The organism is Cyclobacterium sediminis, from assembly GCF_054781075.1.
Window position 1 is genome coordinate 21,591 of record NZ_BAAGVC010000019.1, and the last position, 22,718, is coordinate 44,308.

Consider the following 22,718-nt stretch of genomic DNA (forward strand, 5'->3'; position numbering starts at 1 on the left):
ACAAGCAGTTGAAAAAGATGCTTGGGTCACGCTAATGTTACGAATGTTATTTACCTCTAATTTGACTAATCATTTGATATTTAAGGGAGGGACTTCTTTGAGTAAAGCTTTCAATTTAATTCACCGATTTTCAGAAGATATTGACTTAGGGTTGGACCGAAAATATTTAGGTTTTGAGGGAGAATTATCGAAAGGACAAATTCGAAAATTGAGAAGGGTTCGCCATTCTTTCGTTTCTCAGGATTTGACTGAATTGCTCATAAAACAATTATTCCGGCACGGTGTTGAAGAGCGTTTATATGAAGTTGTAGTTGAAAACACACAGGTGTCTGACCAAGACCCTGAGACCATAATTATTAATTACCAATCGCTATTTGGAGAGATTGCCTAACTCCCAAAAAGGATTTTGATTGAGGTTAGCGCTAGGTCTTTAATTGAACCTAATCAAGAGGTCAATATCAAGTCGTTTATTGATGAACATTATCCTAAAACAGATTTTGCTGAAAGTGAATTTACGGTTCATGCGACCAATCCTCAAAAGACATTTTTAGAGAAGCTTATTTTATTGCACGAAGAATTTGAAAAACCAACGGAAAAAGTCAGGCATTTGAGAATGTCTAGACATTTCTATGATATTGGACAAATACTGGATTCAGAATTTGGTAAAGAGGCATTGAAAAACACTAAACTTTTTGACAGTATTGTTGCCCATAGGAGTGTTTTAACACCTATGAAAGCAACAAATTACGAAACACTTACTTTGCAAAGTCTACGGATTATTCCACCACATGAGCATTGGGATAACTATAAATCCGATTACAGTGAAATGCAAAGAAACATGATTCATTACGATCCACTTGATTTTGAGACACTGCTTAATAAAATCGACAATGGATTGAAATAGCATCAAATATGATAATATTTAAACGAGGTGCTAGACTTGGAATCAGGAGTTGCTAAAAGACTTAGGCCTGGAGATCAGAATAGAACCCGGCCGTTCCCTGCTTACTCAGACAGGAATGACCATTGCCAAAGTAGCGCATAGAAAACAGCATGCTAAAGGAAAATGGCTGGTAGGATTGGAGATGAACATGAGTCAGATGATAAGTTTCAGTGAGGATTTTTTACTGGATCCCTATGTGATGTATGCCGATAATGCGGATTCAAATGCACCTGTAGATGTATTTTTCACGGGGCCTATTGTTTGGAAAGAGATGTGCTGCTCAAGCGAAAAATTTCCCTGGCCCAACTCCCTGCTATAGGTGATTTTGTGGCTTTTGTCAATACAGCCGGTTATATGATGCACTTTTTCGAAACCGAAGCCCACCTTTTCGACCTGTCCCAAAACTTAAGTTTTAGAAGTGAGGGTAAGTTGGCGGTAGCTGATTTTAGTGAGGATGATTGGATTGGGTGATTTTTTTTAGAAAGTTAAATTTTTTCACCTGTCCAACCATATTATTTTTTGATTTAATTACAATATGCTTAGGTATAGTCTTTTAAAACCTCAATAGATAAGGTGTATTGAGGTGTATATTTCTGCAATTCAAAATATTTTTCTTCCGTTTAAGTAAAAGTGACTTTATGCTGCTTGAATTTTTGTCCTAAATAGTTAATTTGATGTTTTATAAGCTAAATGGGGTGGGTGGATAGTAGATATATACGTAACTCCTCCATAAAACTTGTTTATATACAAATGTTAGCGATAACCAAATAAAATGAAAATGAACAGTCTTATTCTCATATTACTCTTCTTGGCATTTACTGTTTATTTAGCAGTTAAATCAGGTGTTGCTCAAAACAAAAACTTAGCAAACAAAATCGAAGAACATGAAAGAAGATTTCCTGATACCACAAAGCAATATGTATGGAAAGACTATAATCCTATAACAAAAGAGGAATTCAAAAATGCCTTTGACGAAGAAGGCCTTACGGAGAAATGGAGCTATTTTGAAAAGCATCTCAAACCAGAAACACGTTTAAGTATCCAAAACGTTACCGAAAATGAAATTGAAATTGGCCAGACTAAAATTGGAGGAAGACCAGATTTACCAAAAGAAATTGAATGGCCAAAACAAAACAATGGCAAACACTTAGCATTTTTAGCCCAAATTAATCTAAGGGAAGTTAATAATGTAGAATTAACTCTTCCTGATCAAGGAATAATTTACTTTTTCTATAGCGAAGATCAAGAGTTTTGGGGTTACTCAAAAGAAAATGCCAATGACTTTAGAGTTATTCATTCAATGACCACAAAGGAATTAGAAAGAAGAGAAATACCAACAACTCTTACAACGCTGAAAAACGGCATGTATCTGCCGTGTAAGGTAGAATACATTAATTCTTATAGTCTGCCAAATTGGGAACATGAATTTGTTAGTGAGCAATTTAAAGATATAGACAATGATCCCTATATAGATATCTCATCTTCTGGCGAATACATTACGAAACTTGGTGGACACTCAATAAATGTTCAAGGAACAATGGAATATGAATGTGAAATGGTTGATAGAGGATATGATTGGAATAGTGTCCCACCAAGTGAAAAGGATCAAATAAAAGAAAGTCAATATCAATGGCAACTACTATTTCAATTGGATAGTGAAAATGAAGCACAAATGATGTGGGGAGATGTAGGTAAATTATACTTCTGGATCAAAGAAGAAGATTTGAAAAACAGAAAATTTGATAAAACTTGGTTAATACTACAATGCCACTGAATAAAGAAAGGTATATCGCTAACAATGTACATGACGATCATGTCGGCTAAACGCCGCCACGCCGCATGTACTAACCGTTATAGCCAATTTACAACACGACAAAAATCATCCACAAATGGGAAGCTGGGGAACAGGAATATCTTCAAATGATATATTCGAAGACATAAAAGTTGAATTCTTCGAACTATACAATGAAGGACACGAGCCAAACGAAATTGTCCAAAAACTTATTGATTCCAATCAAGGGATTGTCAACGATTATGAAGAAGCTAACAATTTTTGGTTTGCTTTAGCTCTTTGCCAATGGGAATGCAAATCACTCGAACCAAAAATCCTTGAGCGAGTCACTCAGATAATTGAATCAGGAAATGACATTAAACTTTGGGAGGAACTTGGTGCTGAGAAATCCGAGCTTACAAAGCGGAAGAAAGTCCTTGCAAAATTCCTGGAAAAGCTCATTACTGAAAAGAAAGATCCGAAAAGAAGAAAAAAGAAAAAACTTAGAGATTCTATTTTCAAAAAAGGTGATTGCCTTAGCGTCCAACTTTCTAACGGATTATTCGGAGCAGTTTTTGTTTTAGAATCCGAAAAACAAACCGAATATGGACTTAACCTAATTGCACTTTGCGATTACATTTCGGATAAAACTCCGACAGTCGATTTTTTCAAAAAGGCAAACGTCTTAATTTCAAAAGTACAAGATGAACCAAATACCTATAAAGATTATCCACTAATTAGTTGGTATATGGCTCCTCATTATAAAGCTAATGAGGTAAATTTGAAAATTATGGGTTCAATAGAAATAAAGAAATCATATAATAATGAAAGGGATTATAGGAGATATGTCCATTGGAAATATATTCCTAGTCAAATTGAAGATCAAGCTGAACTTGTTGCCAAACATGGAGATATTAAAATGAAACTGAAATTGAGCTCACTAAGAAAAAAACATGGCTATAACAGCACCTAAGAAAACATGGGGCCGCCATTGGATTTAGAGAGGTTTGCTCCTCTAACTAATCTAATCTTTGGTGGAAAGTAAATTGCTTCGAAATGCCCCACGTTTCTTAGCTGCAAACCGTTGTAAGCAATTCAAAAAAAATAACATAACCAGTTATCTATTTGATTTAAAATTCATATATTTGCATAACCAGTTATGTAATTATGAAATACAACCATTTAACTTTTACTGCCAGACTCAAAAGAATAAGTGATAATTTACTTTATGGAGCAAAGGATTTATATAAAACCTTAAACCTGGAAATTGAACCTAATTGGCATTTAATATTTCTTCTTTTCAAGGAAAAAAACACCCTTACAATTACTGAAATTGCTGAAAAATTGAAAATATCTCAGCCTGGAGTTATTAAGATTGTCAATAAAATGAAGACAAATAATTATCTTAAAGCCGAGAAAGATAAAAAGGACAGTAGAATTCAGTTACTGAAACTTACAACTAAGGCAAAAAAAGAACTACCTAAATTAGAAGGAATTTGGTCTGCTGGTGAAAAAACTATTGCAGACATTTTAGATAACAACACTGAAATTTTCGAACAGTTGGATAGAATTGAAAATGCAATTTTAAAATCGAACTATAAAGAACGAACTTTAATCCATTTAGATAATGATTAATTTATTTGGTTTTTCAGCTTTAGGTATCGCATTATTTGCGTTGTCAAATAAAAACATAATCAAATTAAGAACTTGGCATTTCATTTCTAGCTTAATGTATATTATTTATGGTTTTGCTATAAATGCAATGCCAGTTGTGGTAGGTGCTATTTTATACTGTTTCATTCACGGTTATCATATCTACAATTCAAAAAAAATACAATGATAAGAAAAGCAACAAAAGAAGATTATAACCCTGTATGGGAAATATTTTCTGAAGTTATAAAAACAGGAGATACATATGTATTTAGTCCAGAGACGTCAAAAGAAGATATGCAGAAACATTGGTTTGCGGATTATATGGACACGTTTGTATTTGAAGAAAATAATGAAATTTTAGGAACTTATATAATAAAGCCAAACCAAATAGATTTAGGAAATCACATAGCAAATTGCAGCTATATGGTAAGTCCTAATGCCCAAGGAAAAGGTGTAGGAAAACAACTATGTGAACATTCATTAGAATTTGCTAAAGAAAGTGATTTCAAAGCAATTCAATTTAACATTGTTGTTAGTTCTAACAAAACCGCAATTAAACTTTGGGAAAAGTATGGGTTTGAAATCATTGGTACAACACCAAATGGATTTAGACACCTTGAATTAGGCTTCGTAGATACTCATATTATGTATAAACCACTATAAACTGCTTAAAACATCGGGTATAAGCAAGCGGGCAGAAAGTGCTAAATCAAACGATAATCCTTTAAACAAAATTTGGTCTTGGTTGACAGGCAATTAGCTTTTAAAGCCCGCCTGCTCATACCCAGGGCCGTTGTACAATATTTAACTGCCAATGAAAATAGAAACTCTAAAAGGACCTAAAGGCGACAAACAATATACAGAAATCGACTTTTACAGGAAAGGTGGTATGGGCGAAATATATACTGCAACTGACATCATTGAGGCAACAAAAAAGGCAATTAAAATCGTTCCCGTAGAGAACAATGAGGAACATAAGTTATTAATTTCAGAATTTAAGTTAGCTACCTCTCTCAATCACAAAAATATCGTTACCACAGAATTTTTTGATGAATTTGAGAGCAAAAATGTTAAATACATTTACTGTGTAATGCCTTTTAATAATAATGGTAGCTTAAGAGATTATTTATCATCCCAAAAAGAATTAATTGATTTAGACAGTTCAATCAAATTAATGATTGATTTAGCAATTGGATTGGAATCTGCTCACACTAAAGTAGTTCATCGTGATTTGAAACCTGAAAATGTCCTTCTAGACGATAATGGAAATCTGCAAATATGTGATTTCGGACTAGCGAAACTTATTGATGCCAAAACTAGAACTAAAAGTTTTAAAGGTTTTGGAACTTTGGCTTATATGGCACCAGAGTGTTGGATGTTCGATTCAAACACTAAAGCAATGGACATTTATTCATTGGGTATAATTTTCTATGAAATTCTAACTTTAAAACAACCATTTACAGGAAAAACAGAGCAAGAATTCAGAGACAAGCATTTGTATGAGCCATTACCTAACATTTCAAATATTAGGTATTCAACCCACAAAATGCATGTTTTATCCAAATAGGGAGTCCTTTATTTTTGTAGCAAAAACATAAGTTATGAAAATAAGAGAAGAAATGGTAGAGTTGGTCCATGAGTTTGAAACTAGCGGACAGACGCAGAAGCTTTTCAGTGAATCCAAGGGGATAGGGTTCCATAAATTCAATTACTGGTACAGGAAGCTAAAAAGAGAGGCGGTAACGCCTGAGGGTTTTCAAAAGATCGAGAATCACACTCCCCGCTCTACTAAGAATTGCAAGGCCGAGCTTGTCTATCCCAATGGAGTAGTACTACGGGTTGACAGTGCTGATCCCGACCTAGTTTCCCTGCTTATCCGACTGTACTGATGTTTAGCTTGGGATCTACCCACAGTTATTACCTTTACGGCAGTCCTGTGGACATGAGAAAAAGCTTCGATGGGCTTTGCGGACTAGTTCGAAACCACTTGGATAAAGATCCATCATCCGGTGTGGTGTATGTGTTCCTGAATCGTGGCAGGAACCTAATCAAATTGCTCCATTGGGAACAAGGCGGATACGTACAATATTATAAACGATTGGAGCAAGGCACCTTTACCCCTCCCGAAAAGACCCAAACAGGTGGGCCAATCCGGTGGCCGGAGCTGGTTATGATGGCAGAAGGGATACTTTTACAAGGCTATAAACAAAAAAAGAGGTACCAAAATAGGGTGTAAAACCACTTTTTTCATTGACCGGAAGTCAGTAAACTCTTTACCTACCTGCTCCTACAGGCCGTATGGGATGATTTTATTCCATTTTTTCAGAAAACCATTTTTTTTTCGATTTATCCACAGCTCGTGTGGATAAATAATCCATGGAAATACGCTTTCTGTACCCTATTTTTAAATCATGGAAACCTCTCTGGAACGGCTCTCTAAAGAACAACTCATCACCCTTCTGGGTGACAGGGAGCGTATTATCCGTGAGAAAGAAGAGGAGGCTACCTATCTGAAGTCCCTTGTCGAGAAGTTCAGGCGACTTGCCTTCGGACAGAGAAGAGAACGTTTCGAAGGTAGCAGTGATCAGATGTCACTTCCTTTTGAAGCATCTGCCGAAAAACAGCAGGAACAGGCAGCGGAGTTTGAAAAAAAGAAAGAAAGACTAAGAAGTGCCAAGAAAACCTCCCATAGAGGGCGCAGACCCCTTCCTGAACATCTTCCCGTGGAAGAAGTGGAACTGTATCCGGATGGTGACCTCTCTGAGATGGTCTGCATCGGTAAAGAAGTGACCGAGGAACTAGATTTTGTTCCCGCAAAGTTTTTCATCAAAAGGTTTATCCGCTATAAATATGCCCCTAAAGATAAATTCAGCGAAAATGGGGTAAAAATAGCCCTTCTGCCGACTAGGGTCATCGATAAAGGTATTCCCTCTGCCGGACTGCTGGCCCACATACTAGTTGGTAAATACATGGATCACCTACCACTCTACAGACAGATACAGCAGTTTAAGAGGGAAAAGATCCCAATTGCTCCCTCTACCATAGAAGGTTGGGCAAGACAGGGGCTGGAACGGCTGGAACCCTTATATGACTGCCTGCTTGAAGACACCAAATCGATGGGCTATCTTCAGGCTGATGAGACAACCATCAAAGTACTGGAAAATCCGGGTAAAAAGTCCTGCCATTTAGGTTATTACTGGGTCTACCACAGTCCTCTAAACGACACGGTCCTTTTTGACTACAGGCCTACGCGTGCAGCGAAAAGTATGGAAAACATGCTCAGTGGCTTCAAAGGCTATCTGCAGACTGATGGATATCCCGGATATAAAAAGACGGGTGCCAGAAAGGATGTCATTCACCTTGCCTGCTGGGCACATGCTAGAAGAGAGTTTTTCGAAGCCATGTCTAACAACGAAAAAACGGCACAGCAGGCGCTCACCTATATAGGTCAGCTTTATCAAGTAGAGCGAGAGGCTAAAGAAAAAAGTCTTGATCCTGTAGCACGCAAAGCACTCAGGCTTGAAAGATCCCTTCCAGTGATCAATGAAATGGCTGCGTGGATAAAAGAGCAGTTGGTAATTATAAAACCCCGTGAGGCTATGGGAAAAGCACTTTTATACAGTGCCAACCGCTGGGCCGAATTATCCAACTACCTTCACGACGGCCGGTTGGAAATAGATAATAATTTAGTTGAAAATGCCATAAGGCCTGTTGCGCTTGGAAGGAAAAACTACCTATTCGCAGGTTCACATGCATCAGCACAAAGAGCTGCCATGATTTATTCCTTCTTTTCTATATGTAAAAAATATGATGTAAATCCATTTAAATGGCTCAAGTATACACTTGAAAATATCATGCAAACAAACCATAAAAACGTAAGAGACCTTTACCCACAGAACTTCAAAAATAAGGCTTAGTATGTACTTGGTGGGATGCATACAATATTAGGGTTGATTTACCTGTAAGATTATTGGAGATGATATCTAGAATGACAAACAAAAGGTCTACCGAAAGATATGATTCTATTTCCGAAATTGTTGATGTTTTAAGTTCTTTAAAGGATAAATCTAAAGAAAAAGAAAGTAAAATAGACTCTTTATTGCAAAAAGCCAATAAGAAAATATCAGCTACCGAAAAGAAAGAATTAGCAAGAAAGAAAGAAAAAGAAAAAATAGATTCTGAATTAAAATTTTTAGATTATTCAAAAAATTCGTTGTTCGAAAAGTTTAGCACTAGAGTTAATGAACTTAATGAAAATCTTGAAAGAGCCCAAATTCAAATAAGCAGGAATTCAAGTCAAATGACTATTAGTTTTATGGGCAAAAGTTTTTCTATTTCTTTCTATCCGAGTTCAGATATTCCGAAACGAATAAAAGCTCAAAAGGAAGCTTCACTTCAATATCAAAAAAGGCAACACGGATTTGTATTTCAACAACCTCAAGCTACACACCTAGAAAGAGATAATGTTGTTTTAATAGGACAAATAGTGCTTCCAGCCAATTCATCACCTATGCAAAATATGGGTTACAATCTGGTTTTGAGAAAGGCAAACCAAGAAGACCTTTATGGAGAATGGTGGGTTGTCTGGTTTGAAGATTCTGCATTATCTCAAAAACGTCCTTTAAATTTACATTATGCGATTCCGATACCAGATTTTTATGAAGAATATGAATTTGGTAGAATGAGAGCAATGCATATTAGAAATATGAGAATGAACACATTAGAGGCAGAGGGAATTGACAGAATGATAGAAAAAATATTAGAATAAAAACGTGCTACAATAACTAAGCATTCTGTCAGATGGAACAGCCTAGTCTGAATTCAATGGGTACCTATGAGGATTTGCTTTATGTTTTAAAGAAAATGAAAAAGTTAATTAAAATAATATTTAGTTTTCCATTTGATATTATTTGGATGTCCTTGCTATTTATGTGGCTAATGCCCTTTGGTACTTTCGATTATTCAGCGTTTAATTTTTATCTGTGCATACTCCTGTCAATCCTTATTGCAGTAATTACAAGGTTGTTATTAAAGAAATACCAAAAGGACTATATGGGTAAGGTAAAGTGAATAATGCAGAAGCTATAATTATTCTGTGACTAAAGAATAATTTTTCAATGGAGGATAGTCAGTGTTGATTGTAATGTATTTATTATGAAATTTTTAATGCAATCGCAATTCGAGAGGTGCGGTGGGAATGCCAAAACTACGNGAATCCATTTAAATGGCTCAAGTATACACTTGAAAATATCATGCAAACAAACCATAAAAACGTAAGAAACCTTTACCCACAGAACTTCAAAAATAAAGCTTAGTATGTACTTGGTGGGATGCATACGAATAATTTAAAAAATTGAAAATGAAAACTACAAAATTTGATATAGCAGGCTATTTGGACAGCAACGAAATGATTGCCGAATAATTAAATTCCGTATTGGATGAAGGTGATTTTGACGATGTGATTGTAGCCCTCGGATATATTGCAAAAGTGATTGGAATGAGCAAAATAGCGGAAGAAACAGGAATGAGCAGACCAAGTTTGTACAAAGCCTTGTCGGCCGGAGCAAAACCCCAATTTTCGACAATAATTAAAGTTTTGAAAGCAGTTGGTGGTAAAATTCAAATAAGCCCTATACTTCATTGCGAGGAGGTATGACGAAGCAATCACTTCTAATCATGGGATTGCTTCGGGATATAATACATGAATAAACCGAAATAAGTAATCCTAACCCTCGCAATGAAGAAGAAAGTGACCTACATACCTCTAATTTATTTTATTTCATCTTAGTTAAAAAAATCGGACAATAAATTTACTCGCAAAAAAAGTCCCGTAGTTCTAATAATTTCTCTCTTTCTAGGCTCCCTATTCTCATTAAACTCTCAGATCATAAGTAAAGCCATATCAGCAATTAAATAAAAAGCAATTACTTTAGGGTGTAAACGATAAGCACTGGGTTTTCGGATCCTTTTCCAGCAAAGGCAGTTTTGGCCAAATTTGCACCTTCGCCTTTAACCCAACTTTCATATTCAACCTGTCCCATTTGCTTTTTCTTTGTCATCAATGCCTGGTAAAAGGCTTTCCCAGGCATCGTAAACCCTAATTTTCCGGGTGCAAAACCATTAGGTAGCATAGGTACGTCAAAACCCCCATCTATATCGTTGATTATCACGCTTTCAATCAGATTTGATTTTGAACTCTCTTGGGCATAAAAGAGGTTATAAAAGTCACCTTCGTAACTTAGAATGGTGTAGAGTTGTTTTTCGGAAACTTGGTATCGACCTCGAAAATAAAATTTTCCTTGCGTATTCATATAGGTTATTCTCTCCATTATTTCCATTCCATTTAATCTCTCCAAGTCTTGGCCATAATTCCCATATTCAAATACATACTTGGGGACCAATTGTTGATTTTGGAATTGATAAATGGTATCTAAATAAGTCATTCCAAAATAAAGATGATGTTTACTTTTTTGAAAATAGTTTCTACCTGTCAACCCACTTTCCAACCTTTCAGGATGGTATGACATATAATTAATGGTATTTTGCAATTTCATATTCAAGCTTTGAACAAAAAACTCTCCAGAGTTTCTAGCAATGTTGTAGAAGTAAAAGCGTTCGTCAAATTCAGAAAAAACCCCTATACCGGAAAAACCTTTCAAGTTCGATTCACGCAGAAACTCTCCTTCGAGACTAAACCACATTATATCTCCACTAAACTCCTCCAATAAGACCAATTCTTCATTTACAACTATCAGCGAGCCAAGGTTATGATACTCTCCTGGACCTTCTCCATAGGCGGCAATTCTCCCTAAATACTTCCCTGACTTACTGAACATTGAAATGCACTTGCACCCGTTATTATCGAGGGCATAAATTTTATCTCCATGAAATACTATTTGTTGTAAATTGGAATTTAATTGTGCTTCCTCTAATTCATCTTCCAACCATATATAGTTGATTTCAGGCTCGAAAAATTCAGATAATTTGCCAGTTCGGGATTGTGAAAGATCCACTTGGATCACGGCCACACTTCCCTCCTGTTTTTCAATATCTGCTTTTTGTTGACAGCTACTAGCCAATAGCAAAAATAAACTTAACAAAAACTGAAACCTAAAATTAAAAAAGTTGGAATCTTTAGAAGGACAGATCAATGCTAAGGTTACATAGAAAGGAAAGTCTTGAGGCTGCCATGATGAAAAGAGATTTACAAAAGCATTGATTCTCATTTTTATCCCTTTATGGTCTTTGGATGTAATCATGATATTATTTTTATAACCTATTAGAATATTTAATGAGCCAGAGCGTACTCGATCGAATTTCATGTGATTTTCAAAAATCAAGGTGGTTTTTAAAAGCCTACAATTAAGGAGTTTTAAAGTCAGCTTAAATAGAATTTATTGCAAGAATGCACCCATTCATCTACAATAATACTAAATTATTAGGCGTTGATGAATTCTAAAATCAATTTATTATGGTATTAAAATATATAGGTGATATTTTGCTTTTGCAGACGCGGTAAACCTGATTACAACTTTGGCGGCCTCAACTTATCACGCATTGAACCCTCTAGCTGTAATTTGCAATTACAGCTTTATATGGAATGATAATAAACTTTAGAAATGATCAAGTTATAATGGCCAATTATAGAAAATTGCTAAGTCTTCGACTCCGCTCATACACTGCGAATTTTCGAAGTTCTTGTCTTCAATGTCTGAGCCTGTCGAAGACCCTCGAGCGGGTTTTGACTCCTGTTCCGTTGACTTCGACAAGCTCAGCCACCCAGAGAGGTATTTGTTTTGCGAACGGAGAAGGCTTGAAATTTGGCAGCTGTAATCAAATATTGGTTGTTTATATGTAATGGACATTTTCTCCAATTAATATGGTACCTTTGTTTTTAAAAAGAAATCCTAATAAGAAAGAATACTCCTCTGTCATAGGGTATTTGAGTGAGTTGGAATTGTTTCAGTGTTTTGTAAAAAGTTTAGGTGCGATTTTCACCTGGTAATCTTACACAATCACTTGTTTGAAATTAAGGTGTTTTATTCAATTTGCATTAATTTTCTTTAAAAAACAACTATTTCGGAAACCCTCAAACCAAATTATACGTCATATACCTTCATTGTTTTAAAAATATTCATACCATGAAAAAAATATTAATTCCTATAGCCATCATCGCAGTGATCGGGTTCCTTGTATACTCCAAAGCGGTAGGTGTTTACAATACCTTTGTACAAACAGAAGAAACAATCAATGGTCAGTGGGCGGAGGTAGAGACCCAATACCAAAGAAGAGCTGACCTGATCCCTAACTTGGTGAATACGGTAAAGGGATATGCTGACTTTGAACAAGAAACCTTGACTAACGTGATTGAAGCACGCTCAAAAGCCACTTCCATCAACTTGCAGGCCGATGACCTTAGCCCGGAAAACATTGCTAAATTCCAGGATGCACAAGACCAGCTGAGTGGATCTCTTAGCAGGTTACTGGTGGCCGTAGAAAGATATCCTGACTTGAAAGCCAACCAGAACTTTCTTGAGCTGCAGGCCCAATTGGAAGGTACCGAAAATAGGATTGCGGTAGCAAGAAGAAATTTCAATCAATCTGTGCAAAGCTATAACTCCAACCTGAGGACTTTCCCGAACAACATGTTTGCTGGATGGTACGGATTTGAAACCAAAGGCTATTTCGAAGCTTCAGCAGGTTCAGAAAATGCCCCAACGGTAGAATTTTAAATAGGACAATTATGGCCGAAAAATTATTTAGTAAGGCAGACCGAGAAAGTATCATTGGCGCAATCAAGAATGCCGAAAAGGAAACCTCAGGGGAAATTCAAGTGCATATCGAAAACAACTGCAAAGGTGATGTGCTTGACAGGGCTGCTGAAGTGTTTGAAAAACTCAAAATGCATAAAACAGCACAGCGCAATGCGGTGCTGTTTTATCTTGCTGTGGTGGACCATAAGTTTGCCATTCTCGGAGATGCAGGAATTAACCAGGTAGTTCCCAAAGACTTTTGGGAAAATATCAAAGAAAAAATGCTTGTTCATTTCAAAGCTAAAGCCTATACTGAAGGGCTTAGAATAGGCATAGAAATGTCAGGCAAGCAACTGCAGCAGCATTTCCCCTATGACCATGAAGGAGACATCAATGAACTCCCTGACGAAATATCCTTTGAATAAGACATCATGATTAAAAAACAGCTTTTCCTTTCCTTTTTATTATTGGTACTTTCATTGGCCAGCTGGGCTCAAGGGGATTTTCCTGAAAAGCCTAACCCTCCTCGCTTGGTTAATGATTTTTCAAAGACACTATCAGCCAATGAAGTCCGACAGCTGGAGACCAAGCTAGTGGCATATAATGACAGTACCTCTTCTGAGGTAAGCATCGTTTTAATCAATTCTGTTGGACCTTATGACATTAGTGATTATGCGTTTCAATTGGGTGATCAATGGGGAATCGGTAGAGCAGACAAGGACAATGGGGTACTTATTCTGGCGGCAATGAAGGACCGAAAGGTATTTATCGCCACAGGTTATGGAATGGAGGGAGCAATTCCGGATGCTTTGGCGAAAAGAATTGTAGAGCAGTTGATCGTTCCTAACTTTCGTACAGAAAATTATTATACCGGCTTGGATCAGGCCACTGATATGATCTTCAAACTAGCTTCCGGAGAGTATAAAGCAGAGGACTTGGGTTCCTCGGACAATCCCGGTGGCGGCCTACCCCTCTTCTTGATATTGATCGTTGGCTTTGTGATCCTTACCCTGATCAGAAACCGAAATGACAACAACAACCATATGGGAGGAAAACGAGGCGGAGTGGATTTCTTCACCACCTTATTGCTAGCCAATATGCTTGGAGGTAGCCGAGGTAAATTCGGTGATTTTTCTTCCGGAGGAGGTAGTTTTGGCGGAGGCGGCGGCGGAGGTTTCGGAGGCTTCGGCGGAGGAAGTTTTGGTGGTGGTGGTGCTGGTGGAAGCTGGTAAAAATTTAGGTGGTATCGCTGCTATTAATGCATCAATACCGCCAAGGTCGTTTGATTATCAATTCATTACTTCACAGTCTGATACCTGTTGCTTCAATGGTTTAACCCTTTCAGGTTTCCTACTTTGATCACAATTACCGACTTACTTTATCAATAGTGGCACTTCTCAAGAGGAAAAAAGTTACTTTAGCGTATAAACAATAAGCACCGGGTTTTCTGAGTCTTTTGCCGCCAAAGCTGTTCTTGCAAAGTTTCTTCCCTTACCTTTAGCCCAATTCTCAAATTCTTCCTTCCCCAACTGCTTTTTCTTTTCTACCAACAATTGATATAATTCTTTACCATTAATTTTTACCCCTATTTTTCCCTGTTCAAAACTATATATTATTGCTGGTGGTTCAAATCCACCATCTAAATCGTTGGTTAGCTCGCCTTCAATCACATGAGATTGTAAATTCTGGCGGTCATAAAAAAGGTTATAAAATTTCTTTTCAAATAGGAGAATTGTATAAAGCTGCTTTTCAGAAACATGGTATCTACCTCGGAAATAAAGTTTAGCTTGGCCATTCATTAATTTTATTCTATCCCTTATTTCCAAACCTTTTAATTCCTCCAGGTCTTGATCATAATTTCCATAGTCAAAAGTAAACATGGGCAACATTTGTTGATCTTGAAATTGATAAATCGTATCGTGAAAAGTCATTCCAAAATAAAGATGTTGTTTGCTTTTTTGAAAATAATTTCTCCCGGACATCTCACTTTCAAGTCTTTCGGCGTAAAATGGCAAGAAACTAACGGTATCCTGTAGGCTTTCATTTAAGCTTTTGACAAAAAATTCTCCTGTATTTCTAGCCGAGCTGTATAAATAATAGCGATTGTCGAATTCAGAAAACACACCGGGGCCAAAGTGATCTTTCAAGATCGTTTCACGTAGAAACTCACCTTCCAGGCTAAACCACATGATTTTTCTGGGATAAACTCCTAATAAGACCAGTTCCTCATTTACAACTGCCAAAGCATCAAATTCTAGAAATTCACCGGGGCCTTCACCATAAGCAGCAATCTTTCCCAAGTACTCCCCTTCCATATTGAAAATTGAAATGCACTTACATCCGTAAATATCAAGGGTATAAATTTTGTCTCCATAAAAGAGGATTTGATTTAAGCCGGCATTAAGTTGTGCTTCATTCAACTCATCTGCCAACCAAATATAGGAGATCTCAGGTGCAAAAAATTCAGACAGTTTACCGGATCTGGATTCGGAGAGGTCCACAGTTACCAAGGCTACACCTCTAGGGTCTTCCTCCGTATTAACTTCCTGCTTACAGCTACTTGTAAGAAGTAAAAATATGCAACCTATTAGCAAAGGTATGAGTTTATTCAAGATCATATCTATTAAAGGAATAATATAACTGCTCTACAAACTATGTAGAATAATTAAATATTTTCAAATCAGACTTTTTAATCCTATTTTTCTAATTCTTATTAACTCTTGATTGGGTACTAAAAAATTTTATTAAATAAAAGTTTTCTTACATTTACTTAAAGTAAAAAAACTTAGGATAAAAGTATATTAATTTCCTTAAATCAAACCTACTATAAATATAGTAATTATAATCATAAAAAAAAACAATTAAATAAATTAGGAAAATAAAGATCAAATAAACTAAGTCTCCCCTTAAACAAATAACACCTAAATTTTCTTTATTTTAAATAAATTATTACGCCCGTAGGTAGCTATTAAGTGCTTTAATATTTCTAAAAATTGTTTATTAGATTTTAATGCCCCAATACACCGCAACCTAATTTTCCTTTTACAAAACACTTTCTCATTCCAAAGAATTTCTTCAGGTTGTTTCTTATGTTAACATCCATCAATCCCTTTGCTTGTATAGGCTTTAATGAGCATATCATCACACTCACTACCAATTCTTTTGCTTTTATCCTATCACCTATCCCTACTAATTTCACCTTAATACCACAAACAAAAGAAACCCATTATACGGAGGGTAAAAAATCATTTTAAAATACTGTTCTATAAGTTTGAAACCGGTTAATCTTCAACCATATTTAGTTAATTTTATGCCCAAAAAAATTCAGCTAGTTTTCCCTAACGTTACTGGATTATGTGTACGGTTAGCAGGATTACACTTTTGTGATCTCCCTCCGATTTAACTTCCTTAGTGCAGCTAGTCGATATTAGTAAAAATAAGCCACTTTAATAAGCCAAAGGTAGTTTTTAGAATGAGCACTGATTCGCTACAAAATTAATCGCCAGCCTTAATGAGCTTTGGATAACTGTATTAACTTTTCCATTTATTTCTTTTTTCTATAAGCAAAACAAATAAACTCCTGCTCGTTTTGTTGGTCATGGCGTGTCATATTGCAAAGCAATTCTTCGTTAGGATTATCATTATTGATACAGGTAAGGCATAAGGACGGTTTTTGTATTAAATCCATATTTATTTCATATCCATCATCATCAAAAAAACCATTAATTTCAGAGGGTGGAATATCGTCAATGTGTCTTCGTCCGCTGACCTTGCTTTCCTTTTTAATTGCTGACTCGATTTCATAATCATCCTTAGGGTACCTTTCGCCGGTAATACAAGTAAAGCAGCTATTTCCAACTGCCGCTGAGCCAATCACCCAAATGTCATTTCCACAAGAACATTTAACTCCTTTTTTAAAAGCTTCTAAAGCGGAATTAAGCCGCTGCCTTAAACCTTTTTCTTTTTCATTTGGATTGTTTTTCAAGTGTCTTTTTACATAATCATCTATTGAAATTGGAATAAATTGCATATTCGACTTCATTTAATGTGATGCCATCTGAAAATTGCTTCCCAGATTTTTAGATGACAATAAATTGCGTTAATAATTATTATTCTCGATTAGTTTTAAATAACTACCAGAACCCTCTTATTTGCCCTACTACTTTTCATTAAAGGCAAAGGCTGCCTCTCCGGTGAAGTCAGAGCTTAGCATGGTGGGTGCCCAATATTTTTCTACATGGGCCACTACAAGACGGGTACCTTCAAAATGGCTCACATAAGGAGACATTTGCGGGTTGTACATGGTATCTGTCATGTCCCGCATCAATACCACATTTTTATTAAGGTTCGCCATCTGACGGATGGCAAAAGGCCTTCCCAATACACACATATTTAAATGAACCCCCATTACCACTATCTGGTCTATATCATTTTCAACCAAAATATTATATACTTCCTGTCCCTGATCAGTGATAAAATCTTTGTCCTCAATACTTATGGTAGCAATCTGTCTTGACCAAGCCGTCATTTCTTCACAAGGATCACCATCAGCACATGGCTTATCGCAGCCCCCATCACTGTCATCTATGGGTAAAGCAGCTTCTTTATCCTTATCCAGGTAACACCAATCATCAATTGGGAAACCCTCTGGTACATTATGCATGGGCGTGTTAATCGCAGCTTTTCTTTGAGGTGTATCTTTATAGAAATCCATGGTTCCGCTTGGTGCATGAATAATGGTAACACCAAGTTCCCTTGCCCTCGTTAAGGTTTTATTCATACCCGGAGCCATAGCTGCCACTCTTTCAGTAGCACTCTCACACCAGTGTCTGTCCCACATATCGGTAACAATAATGGCTGTTTTTTGAGGATCCCAAGTTTCTGTATACTCAATCCCTTCCCAGCCATTTTCTTCACCCTTCGACATTACCATTTTTCTTAGGTTTACAGTCAATTTTGACTCTTCATCTTCAATGTGAGGATTTTTATTTTCTTTCCGGGTTGATTGACAACTTAAAATTAAAATTGGCAAACAAAGGCTACACAAATAGAATAATGGTCTCATGGCGATTTTTACTTCTAATTTACATTAATTCTTTAACCTTTTAAAATATAATACATTGGAATTTTCACCTTTTTTTATTTTGGAACAGGCTGATAATCAAAGATAAAATGCAATTCAATTTTATTAAGATTGAAACTTTTTACTGAAACACTGGGAAATTGAAAGGGTTTTATAAGGATTAAAGGGATTAGATGGGGGAAGAGTAACCTTTGACTGTAAATAACAATATCACCCACTTCTGTGGCTAGGGAAAATGGCCACCAAAAGACTAAGAGTAGCTGTCAAACCAGTCAAGTCATAAAAAAACGCACATAAATTGATTATGTGCGTTTTTTAAATATAATTTGCGTCCAAAATTCAGATGGCTTTCCGCAATTGATTTGGATAACCTATACTTTCCTATTTCAATGTCTTAAAATATAAAATAACAGATTCGATGTCCTGATCGGAAAGTAATCCTAGGAAAGAAGGCATCTCCCCTTCTCTGCCTTTTACAACCTTGGCACCCGGATCAACGATCGACTCCTTGATGTAGGCATCGTCTGCGGTTGCAGTAGTGCCATCTTTAAACTCCCTTCTGGCTCCATAGAGCCCTTTTACACTTGGACCTATTTTGCCCGCTACATTGTCGTCAATCGCATGGCAGGCAATACATCCGTATTTTAAGAATATTTCTTTTCCTTTTATGGCATCTGCGGTTCCTTCTTCCTTGGCCGCCAATAAGGCCGGATCAAAGTTGTCTATCAAGTCAGATGGATTGAAATCGGCAAATCCTTCTGCTTTGAGCATAGGCTGATTCACTTCATTTACCGTCATCCAAACCTTATCGGACCATGTAGTACCTTTTGCAGTTTTTAAATCAAAAGCTACCTCCATCTGCATCACCACAGCAATGTTTGGTACAACCAGAAAAACGGCTTTTTTGTCCTCCGACAACCGGGCTGCCAAAACAGGAAGATGTTCCTCCCCTACTGAGCCGTCCAATTGGTAATGTCCGGAACCGTATTTTTCCGTTCGCATATAATTCCATCTTTTAACCTGATAATTGGCCAAGTCTGTTGCGGTTTCCTCTTCTAATGCCTGACCAAACCTCAATAGGATTCCACCATCCCTCACCTTATAATCCTCAGGCAACAAACTCTCTTGCCCGGTGTACCTTAACCTAAGTAAGGCACTTAAGTCTTCGGAATTATGACCCCATAATGAAAAGCCAGCAAAATAAACCATTCCATCGCCTGGGTTTACATCTCCCTTCATGGAAGGAGCCGGGTAATTGCCCGGAATGACAGAAGCCCCGCCTTGAACGGTATTAGATCCGCTGTCTACCTTCACAACAAATAGTCCTGGACGGCCATAGGATAAATGCAGCATCTGATTATTTAAAGGCCCCATCTTGTCAGAAGTTACCCATATTTGCCCCATACCTGATCGATCGTCAGTGTGAGGAATCCAAGTAATTGGAGGGGTGGTTTCTGGAATAGGATCTCTATGTGCAGTGGCAGGAACTCCAAAATAATCTCCTTTCCGAATCAACATTACAGGTGTGGATGGCATATAATGACCTTGCTGATCAGAACCTGTCAACCAACCTTTTTCAGGATGTATACCCAGGTAAGGGCCCCTAAACCCAGTAGCAAACTGCGCTTTGCTCCTGCCATCAGCGGAAATTTTATGTATGGAACCATCATCATTAGATGCCGACCTAAATCCCATTAAGGCTTTTGGAGAAGATGCCTCCGGCCCCATATCCAAGGCCCCAAATTTGGCCACATAGAAACCACCTTTCGGATCAGCTACCATGTCACTTGCCCACTCACGTGTTTCTATAGACTGGGCCATCACATTGGAAAAGTTTTCGTAAAAATCTGCTACTCCATCTTCATTCAAATCATGTAGTCTGGTGATTCCATCTTTTCCATATACATAGATTTCTCCATTGACCACTTCAATACTTTGCGGTTCGTACAAACCGGAAGCAACCCTGGTCCATACAAGACGGTCCAATGACTCATTGATCCCTGTCACCTTCCACACATCACCTTCAAAAGTAACCATGGCAGCCTCAGAATCGCCAAGGAAACTTATGTCAACCATTCTTACATTTCTATTCCAAGGGTTAGGAACAGGCAAGGTCAATCGATCTGTTACAAAGGCCGCGGTATCAGGAGAAATTTGCCCTTGAGTCAACACCTCTTCCGTCCAGTAAGCATTGTTACCATTTTCAAAATCGGGAATTGCTGTCAATTCTTGGCTCAAAGCTCCCTCGAATTTATCCTTTTCAGTCGCTTCCCCATTCCAAAGCATCAATTCAAAATCTACTGTGGAAGAATGTGCAGCAACTTCTGCCACCAAATACTTGTTTTCTACTACAGAAAGGCTTACCCCTTCACTTCCTTTTACCAATCCCATGGCTGTCACCTTGTTACCATGGTAAACCATTACCTGGTCTCCCTCCTGCTCTACCTTGCTGATGTCTGTTATTTCAGCCGCCATTAAAAAGGTTTTCTCCTCAGATGGGGCCATGGCAAATCTCCTACTAAAAACCGGTAATCCCTCATGGAGCTTACTACCGGGTAATTCATAAACGAGTGTCCCACCTACTGTATAAGAAAGAATAACTTTGTCATCCATAGGATAAACCCCTTCATATCTACCAATTTCCGCAGGTATAGCTCCCCATTTGGGACTGTCGGGATGAGGAGATGGGTTTCTGGGATCTTTGACAGTTGCTTGTCCTATTGCCCAACCTGGATAAGCTCCTGTGGCAAGTTTGGGATCTCCTCCTATTGTTGGTATTTGGTTGCCTTTGTTGTGAAACTCTGCATAGGAAACCTGTGCCATGGTTACCATGGGCATAAATTCTCCTGTCCAGGCTACAGACCAACGCAGCATATCTGTATCAAAACATGCATAGGCATCATTCCCAAGTTTTATGGCCAATACACGACCGGATATATTGTCTTCGGGAAAACCCTCTCCTAAATTCCTCCCATCAAAAGAGGTGGAAATATAAGGAAATGCAGGCTCCACAAATGGAGCGAAGCTTTGTTCGTCAAAATTCACTGAAGTTATCAGCTCCTCTTTTTCAGCTTCACCACAAGCCGAGATCATCATTAGTAACAGGTAAAGTATACCGAAAAAACCTTTAATTTTCGATCGTTGAAAAAAATAAATAGCAACAGTCTTCGTAAGTTTCATTTCTTTAATAAGCGAATTAATAACGGATTTTAAATTTATTTATCTCAAGCATGGCTATCCCAACGGTTGATTTCATCCAGTACATTTGACATAGGCAATCCTATTCTGTGCATTACATCAAATTTCTCTTTTTGTATTCGAGGTTTTACCGAATTTTATTTCAAGAGGGTATACCCGAAAATAACCAATGTTGAAATTACACCCAAAACTGCGAATTACAAAGAATAATAGCTGTCAGACAGGGTAATTTTTGGTGCTTAATCCATTGCCTATTTTAAGTGTAGACAGAGAATTTATCTTCCAACCCATAAACCAGCTGCCTAAATATGAAATCGTTCTTTTAACAGTTCCATCATATAAACGTTGATTTCCCATTGGTTCGCCAAGGGTTTTTCTGAGAAAGGAAAGGTAGGCATATAAGGAAACGGACCGAATTCGGTACAGATAGTCAAGTCCCTGTCACTTTCTTGGTGCAGGTGAATTACTTTTCCCCACCAAGTCAAGTGAGCCTTTAGTGCTGTTTCCCATTCCGGGGCACGGGGATCATTTACCTGTGGTCCTTCTGCATGCCCTACTCTGCTATGAATATGATCTGCCCTCGAAATGGCCAGGTTAACAATTTCATCCTGATCTTCAAGCAACGACTCATGGACATTGCACCAATGGGAGATATCCAAGCAAATGCGTAAATCCGGAAGGCTTTCAAAATAGCGTTTGGCCACTGGGGCGGCATACAAACACTTTCCTCGGTGAGTTTCATGGGTTATCGGAATCCCTGAATCCTTTGAAAGCCTGTCTGCTAATTTAAAAAGAGGTAAGTTTTCTTCAAAATCGAAATAATCTTTACCTGTTTGACAATTGATCAGCACCGGTTCCGCAGCAATGAGGTGCTTTAAATATTTTTCATAAGCATTTAAATTTTCTTTAGGATCAGCTTCAAAGGATTGAAAATATTGTCCGATCAATTCTAAATCATGGTCTTTAAGTATGGCCAGCAAATGATCTCTCTCTTTGGTTTTCAGTGGAAGGTGCATTTCTACCCCATCATACCCCGCTTCTTTTACATTGTTACAAAAGTTTTCAAAAGTCAGGGTATTTCCCCATAGTGGGGCATAAAATTTAATTGTCATCAGATATTTTTAGCTGTTAATAAATTTGGTGCAATTTATGGCTTTATAATGATGGCTCAAGGAAAACCTAGCTTTCCTAGAAATAAAGCTTCCAAAGAATTCCTACCCACCTGTCCAATGGAAGGTTTGCTTTAATTTTAAGATCATCCAAAAAAGAGAAAGGGAAAAGTTTACCAAACATTTCCCTTTACTTTTTATTAAAAAT

General features: G+C 37.3%; 20 protein-coding genes and 1 pseudogene. 15 read left to right on the forward strand and 6 right to left on the reverse strand.

The genetic code is table 11. The features are described from left to right. The first annotated feature begins 43 nt into the window (after positions 1-43). The 12 genes and pseudogenes from ACYVHJ_RS16800 to ACYVHJ_RS16855 all read left to right on the forward strand — a co-directional run bounded on the left by ACYVHJ_RS16800 (position 44) and on the right by ACYVHJ_RS16855 (position 10,023). Positions 44-904 (forward strand): annotated as a pseudogene (locus tag ACYVHJ_RS16800) (nucleotidyl transferase AbiEii/AbiGii toxin family protein). A gap of 49 nt (positions 905-953) precedes the next feature. Next, positions 954-1,262, forward strand: a complete 309-nt coding sequence (locus tag ACYVHJ_RS16805; RefSeq protein WP_460516972.1) for a hypothetical protein — start codon at positions 954-956, stop codon at positions 1,260-1,262. A 459-nt stretch (positions 1,263-1,721) separates the two neighbouring features. Continuing rightward, the gene (locus ACYVHJ_RS16810; RefSeq protein ID WP_460516975.1) at positions 1,722-2,717 is read left to right on the forward strand and encodes a YwqG family protein; all 996 of its coding nucleotides are present in this window, start codon (positions 1,722-1,724) and stop codon (positions 2,715-2,717) included. A gap of 115 nt (positions 2,718-2,832) precedes the next feature. Continuing rightward, positions 2,833-3,687, forward strand: a complete 855-nt coding sequence (locus ACYVHJ_RS16815) for a hypothetical protein (protein ID WP_460516978.1) — start codon at positions 2,833-2,835, stop codon at positions 3,685-3,687. Positions 3,688-3,881: 194 nt separating this feature from the next. Beyond that, entirely contained in the window at positions 3,882-4,349 is a 468-nt protein-coding gene (locus ACYVHJ_RS16820; protein WP_460516981.1) for a MarR family winged helix-turn-helix transcriptional regulator, read from the forward strand. Between the two features lie 201 nt (positions 4,350-4,550). Continuing rightward, entirely contained in the window at positions 4,551-5,030 is a 480-nt protein-coding gene (locus tag ACYVHJ_RS16825) for a GNAT family N-acetyltransferase (protein WP_460516985.1), read from the forward strand. 151 nt (positions 5,031-5,181) lie between these two features. After that, the gene (locus tag ACYVHJ_RS16830) at positions 5,182-5,934 is read left to right on the forward strand and encodes a serine/threonine-protein kinase (RefSeq protein WP_460516988.1); all 753 of its coding nucleotides are present in this window, start codon (positions 5,182-5,184) and stop codon (positions 5,932-5,934) included. Positions 5,935-5,968: 34 nt separating this feature from the next. Beyond that, positions 5,969-6,256 (forward strand): IS66 family insertion sequence element accessory protein TnpA, encoded by a 288-nt coding sequence (tnpA, locus tag ACYVHJ_RS16835; RefSeq protein ID WP_460516991.1) that lies wholly within the window; start codon positions 5,969-5,971, stop codon positions 6,254-6,256. Next, positions 6,256-6,603, forward strand: a complete 348-nt coding sequence (gene tnpB / locus ACYVHJ_RS16840) for an IS66 family insertion sequence element accessory protein TnpB (protein WP_460516994.1) — start codon at positions 6,256-6,258, stop codon at positions 6,601-6,603. Before tnpA ends, tnpB begins: the two co-directional genes overlap by 1 nt. A 175-nt stretch (positions 6,604-6,778) precedes the next feature. Further along, entirely contained in the window at positions 6,779-8,284 is a 1,506-nt protein-coding gene (gene tnpC / locus ACYVHJ_RS16845; RefSeq protein WP_460516997.1) for an IS66 family transposase, read from the forward strand. A gap of 71 nt (positions 8,285-8,355) precedes the next feature. Continuing rightward, positions 8,356-9,135, forward strand: a complete 780-nt coding sequence (locus tag ACYVHJ_RS16850; protein WP_460517000.1) for a hypothetical protein — start codon at positions 8,356-8,358, stop codon at positions 9,133-9,135. A gap of 666 nt (positions 9,136-9,801) precedes the next feature. Then, positions 9,802-10,023 carry a helix-turn-helix domain-containing transcriptional regulator gene (locus ACYVHJ_RS16855; protein ID WP_460517003.1) on the forward strand — a complete coding sequence of 74 codons (222 nt, stop codon included), beginning with the start codon at positions 9,802-9,804 and terminating at the stop codon, positions 10,021-10,023. Positions 10,024-10,291: 268 nt separating this feature from the next. Here ACYVHJ_RS16855 and ACYVHJ_RS16860 read toward each other — a convergent pair whose 3' ends face one another. Beyond that, a complete protein-coding gene (locus tag ACYVHJ_RS16860) occupies positions 10,292-11,626 on the reverse strand; it encodes a 6-bladed beta-propeller (protein ID WP_460517006.1) in 1,335 nt (444 codons plus the stop codon). 882 nt (positions 11,627-12,508) lie between these two features. On the opposite strand from ACYVHJ_RS16860, the gene ACYVHJ_RS16865 reads away from it, so the two are divergent. From ACYVHJ_RS16865 to ACYVHJ_RS16875, 3 genes are read left to right on the forward strand one after another with little or no spacing between them, the layout of a single operon-like run. Beyond that, positions 12,509-13,099, forward strand: coding sequence for a LemA family protein (locus tag ACYVHJ_RS16865; RefSeq protein WP_460517009.1), 591 nt, complete (start codon positions 12,509-12,511; stop codon positions 13,097-13,099). 11 nt (positions 13,100-13,110) lie between these two features. Further along, positions 13,111-13,545 carry a TPM domain-containing protein gene (locus ACYVHJ_RS16870; protein ID WP_460517012.1) on the forward strand — a complete coding sequence of 145 codons (435 nt, stop codon included), beginning with the start codon at positions 13,111-13,113 and terminating at the stop codon, positions 13,543-13,545. Between the two features lie 6 nt (positions 13,546-13,551). Further along, positions 13,552-14,352 carry a TPM domain-containing protein gene (locus ACYVHJ_RS16875; RefSeq protein WP_460517016.1) on the forward strand — a complete coding sequence of 267 codons (801 nt, stop codon included), beginning with the start codon at positions 13,552-13,554 and terminating at the stop codon, positions 14,350-14,352. Between the two features lie 180 nt (positions 14,353-14,532). On the opposite strand, the gene ACYVHJ_RS16880 is transcribed toward ACYVHJ_RS16875, so the two are convergent. The 5 genes from ACYVHJ_RS16880 to ACYVHJ_RS16900 form a co-directional block, all read right to left on the reverse strand. Then, on the reverse strand, positions 14,533-15,732 hold the full coding sequence (locus tag ACYVHJ_RS16880; RefSeq protein ID WP_460517019.1) for a 6-bladed beta-propeller: 1,200 nt from the start codon (positions 15,730-15,732) through the stop codon (positions 14,533-14,535). 932 nt (positions 15,733-16,664) lie between these two features. Then, positions 16,665-17,150, reverse strand: a complete 486-nt coding sequence (locus tag ACYVHJ_RS16885) for a hypothetical protein (protein ID WP_460517022.1) — start codon at positions 17,148-17,150, stop codon at positions 16,665-16,667. Between the two features lie 129 nt (positions 17,151-17,279). After that, positions 17,280-18,053, reverse strand: coding sequence for a cysteine hydrolase family protein (locus ACYVHJ_RS16890; RefSeq protein ID WP_339905867.1), 774 nt, complete (start codon positions 18,051-18,053; stop codon positions 17,280-17,282). 531 nt (positions 18,054-18,584) lie between these two features. Further along, a complete protein-coding gene (locus tag ACYVHJ_RS16895; RefSeq protein ID WP_460517026.1) occupies positions 18,585-21,383 on the reverse strand; it encodes a DUF6797 domain-containing protein in 2,799 nt (932 codons plus the stop codon). Positions 21,384-21,703: 320 nt separating this feature from the next. Further along, complete coding sequence (locus ACYVHJ_RS16900; protein WP_460517029.1) at positions 21,704-22,513, reverse strand: sugar phosphate isomerase/epimerase family protein; 810 nt, start codon at positions 22,511-22,513, stop codon at positions 21,704-21,706. Positions 22,514-22,718 lie beyond the last annotated feature (205 nt).

Coding starts and splice junctions, on each gene's coding strand:
- ACYVHJ_RS16870 (WP_460517012.1), top strand. CDS start 13,111: ATGGCCGAAAAATTATTTAGTAAGGCAGACCGAGAAAGTATCATTGGC.
- ACYVHJ_RS16900 (WP_460517029.1), bottom strand. CDS start 22,513: ATGACAATTAAATTTTATGCCCCACTATGGGGAAATACCCTGACTTTT.
- ACYVHJ_RS16885 (WP_460517022.1), bottom strand. CDS start 17,150: ATGCAATTTATTCCAATTTCAATAGATGATTATGTAAAAAGACACTTG.
- ACYVHJ_RS16850 (WP_460517000.1), top strand. CDS start 8,356: ATGACAAACAAAAGGTCTACCGAAAGATATGATTCTATTTCCGAAATT.
- ACYVHJ_RS16815 (WP_460516978.1), top strand. CDS start 2,833: ATGGGAAGCTGGGGAACAGGAATATCTTCAAATGATATATTCGAAGAC.
- ACYVHJ_RS16810 (WP_460516975.1), top strand. CDS start 1,722: ATGAACAGTCTTATTCTCATATTACTCTTCTTGGCATTTACTGTTTAT.
- ACYVHJ_RS16820 (WP_460516981.1), top strand. CDS start 3,882: ATGAAATACAACCATTTAACTTTTACTGCCAGACTCAAAAGAATAAGT.
- ACYVHJ_RS16895 (WP_460517026.1), bottom strand. CDS start 21,383: ATGAAACTTACGAAGACTGTTGCTATTTATTTTTTTCAACGATCGAAA.
- tnpC (WP_460516997.1), top strand. CDS start 6,779: ATGGAAACCTCTCTGGAACGGCTCTCTAAAGAACAACTCATCACCCTT.
- ACYVHJ_RS16865 (WP_460517009.1), top strand. CDS start 12,509: ATGAAAAAAATATTAATTCCTATAGCCATCATCGCAGTGATCGGGTTC.
- ACYVHJ_RS16890 (WP_339905867.1), bottom strand. CDS start 18,053: ATGGTAATGTCGAAGGGTGAAGAAAATGGCTGGGAAGGGATTGAGTAT.
- tnpB (WP_460516994.1), top strand. CDS start 6,256: ATGTTTAGCTTGGGATCTACCCACAGTTATTACCTTTACGGCAGTCCT.
- ACYVHJ_RS16825 (WP_460516985.1), top strand. CDS start 4,551: ATGATAAGAAAAGCAACAAAAGAAGATTATAACCCTGTATGGGAAATA.
- ACYVHJ_RS16860 (WP_460517006.1), bottom strand. CDS start 11,626: ATGATTACATCCAAAGACCATAAAGGGATAAAAATGAGAATCAATGCT.
- ACYVHJ_RS16875 (WP_460517016.1), top strand. CDS start 13,552: ATGATTAAAAAACAGCTTTTCCTTTCCTTTTTATTATTGGTACTTTCA.
- ACYVHJ_RS16830 (WP_460516988.1), top strand. CDS start 5,182: ATGAAAATAGAAACTCTAAAAGGACCTAAAGGCGACAAACAATATACA.
- tnpA (WP_460516991.1), top strand. CDS start 5,969: ATGAAAATAAGAGAAGAAATGGTAGAGTTGGTCCATGAGTTTGAAACT.